Below are 4,506 nucleotides of genomic sequence, written 5' to 3'. Positions count from 1 at the left end.
TCCCGGGCACGCGCGGCGCGGGCGGCCCCGGCGGCAAGGGCCGGATGCGGCAGTTCCCGTCCGGGCTGGTGATCCGGCGCTCCTGCGGGTGCGGATAGTTTTTCCTGCGGCGGTGCCCCCAGGGAGCCGTTCCCCGCGCCCCTTCGGGCCGCCGAACCGCCCGCCGCGCACCCCCACGCGAAGCCGCAGCGGCGGATGCGGCGGCCCGCCGCGCTGCTGACGGCGGTGGCCGTGGGGGCGGCCGTGATCGGCGGAGGCACCGCCTTCGGGATGGAGGAGCTGTTCGGCGGTGGCGGCGCGCCGAGTGCCTCGGCGCCCGCCGCCGACGGCACCAACGCGGCGGCCCAGGGCACGGTCTCCGACGTGGTGCGGAGCGTGAAGGACAGCGTGGTGGAGATCAAGGCGAACTCCGGTTCGGGGCAGTCCACGGGATCGGGCGTGATCATCACCGAGGACGGCCAGATCGTCACCAACAACCACGTCGTGGCGGGGGCCGACACCGTCAAGGTGACGTTCAGCGATGGCAAGACGGCACAGGCCGACGTCGTGGGCACCGACCCCGACAAGGACCTCGCCCTGATCAAGGTGGACGGGCGGGACGGCCTCAAGCCGGCGCCGCTCGGCGACTCGGACGAGGTCGGTGTCGGTGACCAGGTCGTCGCCATCGGCTCGCCCCAGGGCCTGTCGAACACGGTGACCAGCGGCATCGTCTCCGCCAAGAACCGCGAGGTGAAGGTCCCCAGGACCGACGGGGACCAGGGGCAGCTCCCGGGCCAGGGCGGTGGCGGCGGGCTCGGCGGCGAATGGCCGTTCGAGTTCGACGGCGGCGAGTACAACGGCGGTGTCCAGGGCGAGACGACGACCTACAAGGCCATCCAGACCGACGCCTCCCTCAACCCGGGCAACTCCGGGGGTCCCCTGTTCACCATGTCGGGGCAGGTCGTCGGCATCAACTCGGCGATCCTCCCGGCAGGATCGGGCCAGGACCAGGGCCAGGCGTCGCAGTCCGGCGCGGGCAGCGTCGGCCTCGGCTTCGCGATCCCCGTCAACGACCTGAAGCAGGACCTGGGCACCCTGCGGAACGGCGGGGACGGCGCGTGACGGTGCCGGTCCCCGGCGACGCTCCTCCGTCCACTCCGGATGCTTCGTTGCCTCCGTCCACTCCGGGTGCTCCGGGGGACCCCGGCGCTTGTGGTGTTCCTGGCGTTCCGGTCGGTGCCGGGAGGGCGGACGGTGCCAAGCTGGGAGCCATGCCCTCCGACACCCCTTCCACCCCACCCGCCGCGTCCTCGTCCTCGTCCTCGTCCTCGTCCCCGGGTCCGGGTCCGGCCCCGGCGGCCGAGGAGCCGACCGTCCTCGTCGTCGACGACGAGCCCGCCGTCCGGGACGCGCTGCGCCGCAGCCTGAGCTTCGAGGGGTACACGACCGTGCTGGCCTGTGACGGCGCCGAGGCGCTCGACCAGGTGGCCGCGCACCAACCCGACCTCGTCGTGCTCGACGTCCTGATGCCCCGCATGGACGGGCTGACGGCGGCGCGGCGGCTGCGCTCCACCGGGCAGCGCGTGCCGATCCTCATGCTGACCGCCCGCGACACCGTCGGCGACCGGGTCACCGGGCTGGACGCGGGCGCCGACGACTACCTCGTCAAGCCCTTCGAACTCGACGAACTCCTCGCCCGGGTCCGCGCCCTGCTGCGCCGCAGCTCCTACGCGCGCGAGCAGGCGCACGCCGACGCCACGGAGGAGCCGGAGACGCTCTCCTTCGCCGACCTGCGCATGGACCTGCGCACCCGCGAGGTGACCCGCGGCGGGCGGCCCGTGGAGCTGACCCGCACCGAGTACACGCTGCTGGAGATGTTCCTCGCCCACCCGCGCCAGGTCCTCACCCGCGAACAGATCCTCAAGGCCGTCTGGGGCTTCGACTTCGAACCGTCCTCCAACTCGCTCGACGTGTACGTGATGTACCTGCGGCGCAAGACCGAGGCGGGCGGCGAGCCGCGGCTGGTGCACACCGTGCGCGGCGTCGGCTACGTGCTGCGGGACGACACGTGACCCACGGCGCCCCCGGCACGCCCCCGCACACCACCCCCGGCACGACCCCGCACACCACCCCCCACCCGAGTGCGCGCAGGATGTGGTTCCGGCTGCGGCGCGAAGGCGCGCGCGCCGTCTCCATGCCGCTGCGCGGGCGCCTCGCGATGCTGGCCGCCGCGACGGTCGCGCTGGCCGTCGCCGCCTGCGCGACCACCTGCTGGTTTCTCGTGCGGGCCCAACTGCTCAGCTCCCTCGACGACTCGCTGCGCGACAACTCCGTCGCGCCCAGCGCCGTCGTCGACCGCGTCCGCTCCGGCCAGTGCACCCCGCCCGACCAGCCGGCGCCCAACCCCTTCGGCGCCACCGTGCAGGTCGTCGACACCTCCGGCGGCAGCTGCGTCATCGTCGGCCGCAAACTGGATGTGACCACCGCCGACATCCACGTCGCCGAACGCGACCGCAGCCAGTCCCTCCACACCGCGCGCGCCTCCAACGGCACCGAGTACCGGGTACGCACCACCCAGGTGCCCGGCACCGGACTCGCCGTCTCGCTCGCCCGGCCCATGACCGAGATCGACGAGTCGCTGCGCAAGCTCGCGCTGATCCTCGCCCTGGTCGGCGGCGCCGGCGTGCTGGGCGCGGCAGGCGCCGGGGTCGCGCTCGCCCGTGCCGGACTACGGCCCGTCGACCGGCTCACCGGAGCCGTCGAACACATCGCCCGCACCGAGGACCTGGCCGTGCGCATCCCCGCCGAGGGCGACGACGAGATCGCCCGGCTCTCCCGCTCCTTCAACGCGATGACCGAGGCCCTGGCCAGCTCCCGCGAGCTCCAGCAGCAGCTCATCGCCGACGCCGGACACGAACTGCGCACCCCGCTCACCTCGCTGCGCACCAACATCGACCTGCTGGTCCGCAGCGAGGAGACCGGGCGTGCGCTGCCCGAGGACGACCGCAGGGAACTGCTGGCCTCCGTACAGGCACAGATGACCGAACTCGGCGAGCTCATCGGCGACCTGCAGGAGCTCTCCCGCCCCCACGGGACCTACGACGCCGCCACCGGCACCGTGCCGGGCGAGCCCGGCGACCCGGCGCGCAGCGGCATCGTCGGACTGCACGAGATCGTCGAACGCGCCGTCGAACGGGTACGCCCGCGCGGACCCCGGCTCACCCTGACGACCGCCCTCGACCCCTGGTACGTGCGCGGCGAGCCCGCCGCGCTGGAACGGTCCGTGGTCAACCTGCTGGACAACGCGATCAAGTTCAGCCCCGAGGGCGGCACCGTGCGCACCGCGCTGCACGACGGTGTGCTGACGGTGCGGGACCACGGGCCCGGCGTGCCCGCCGAAGACCTCCCGCACGTCTTCGACCGCTTCTGGCGCTCCCCGTCGGCGCGCAGCCTGCCGGGCTCGGGACTCGGCCTGTCCATCGTCGCCCGCACGGTCGCGCAGAGCGGCGGGCAGGTGTGGCTGCGGCGGCCCGAGGACGGCGGCAACGGGACCGAAGCGGTGCTCCGGCTGCCCGGGGCGCCCACGGCACCCCCCGCGGCGCCTTCACCGTAGGGTCGGACCCATGAGTGACGTGGATGTTGTGGACGAGGTACCCGGGGACGTCGTCCCCGAGGTCGCGGAGCTGATCGAGGAGGCCGCGCGGCAGGACGGGCAGGCCGCCGTGTCCGAACAGGGCAGGATCCACCTGCGCGGCGGCCCCCGCGAGGCGGTCCGCCACCTGCTGCTGCGCACCGGCGACGGCACTCTCGCCGGATACGCGCAACTCGAGGACACCGACCCGGTGGAGGCACCCGCCGCGGAACTCGTCGTCGCCCCGTCCTTCCGCGGGAACGGCCACGGGCGGCGGCTCGGTCAGGCCCTGCTGGAGATGTCCGGGCGGCGGCTGCGCCTGTGGGCGCACGGCGGGCACCCCGCCGCACGCCACCTCGCGCAGAGCCTCGGCCTCACCCTCTTCCGCGAACTGCGGCAGATGCGCCGTCCCCTGGCCGGCTGGGAGCAGCCGGAACCCGCGCTGCCGCCCGGCGTGACCGTACGCACCTTCCGGCCCGGCGAGGACGACGCGGCGTGGCTCGCGCTCAACGCCGCCGCCTTCGCCCACCACCCCGAACAGGGCGGGCTCACCCAGCGCGACCTCGACGACCGCAAGGCGGAGGCGTGGTTCGACCCTGCCGGGTTCTTCGTCGCCGAGCGGGACGGGCGGCTCGTCGGCTTCCACTGGACCAAGGTGCACGCCGAGGAGGGCCTCGGTGAGGTGTACGTCCTCGGCGTCGCGCCCGGCGAACAGGGCGGCGGCCTCGGCAAGGCGCTCACCACGATCGGTCTCCGCCACCTCGCGCGGGAGCGGGGGCTGCCGACGGCCATGCTGTACGTCGATGCCGACAACCCGGCCGCCGTCAGGGTCTACGAAGCTCTCGGCTTCAGCACCTACGAGACCGACCTGATGTACCGCACGGAAACGTAGGAAC

Annotated in this window: 3 protein-coding genes and 1 pseudogene; all 4 read left to right on the top strand. The window is 73.9% G+C overall.

The genetic code is table 11. The features are described 5' to 3' along the window. Positions 1 to 180 precede the first annotated feature (180 nt). Positions 181 to 1,101 (top strand): annotated as a pseudogene (locus AB8Z75_RS32275) (S1C family serine protease); the annotation flags it as partial. 149 nt (positions 1,102 to 1,250) lie between these two features. Next, entirely contained in the window at positions 1,251 to 2,051 is an 801-nt protein-coding gene (locus tag AB8Z75_RS32270; protein ID WP_369208268.1) for a response regulator transcription factor, read from the top strand. Between the two features lie 80 nt (positions 2,052 to 2,131). Then, the gene (locus AB8Z75_RS32265; RefSeq protein WP_369208270.1) at positions 2,132 to 3,592 is read left to right on the top strand and encodes an ATP-binding protein; all 1,461 of its coding nucleotides are present in this window, start codon (positions 2,132 to 2,134) and stop codon (positions 3,590 to 3,592) included. Between the two features lie 10 nt (positions 3,593 to 3,602). Next, positions 3,603 to 4,502, top strand: coding sequence for a mycothiol synthase (gene mshD, locus AB8Z75_RS32260; protein ID WP_369208266.1), 900 nt, complete (start codon positions 3,603 to 3,605; stop codon positions 4,500 to 4,502). Positions 4,503 to 4,506: the final 4 nt, after the last annotated feature.

Origin of the sequence: Streptomyces sp. PU-14G (assembly GCF_041028275.1) — a bacterium.
In the GTDB taxonomy this organism is placed as follows: domain Bacteria; phylum Actinomycetota; class Actinomycetes; order Streptomycetales; family Streptomycetaceae; genus Streptomyces.
The sequence above is the reverse complement of the archived record's forward strand: the minus strand, read 5'-3'. Positions and strand labels throughout refer to the sequence as shown.

Coding starts and splice junctions, on each gene's coding strand:
- AB8Z75_RS32265 (WP_369208270.1), top strand. CDS start 2,132: ATGTGGTTCCGGCTGCGGCGCGAAGGCGCGCGCGCCGTCTCCATGCCG.
- mshD (WP_369208266.1), top strand. CDS start 3,603: ATGAGTGACGTGGATGTTGTGGACGAGGTACCCGGGGACGTCGTCCCC.
- AB8Z75_RS32270 (WP_369208268.1), top strand. CDS start 1,251: ATGCCCTCCGACACCCCTTCCACCCCACCCGCCGCGTCCTCGTCCTCG.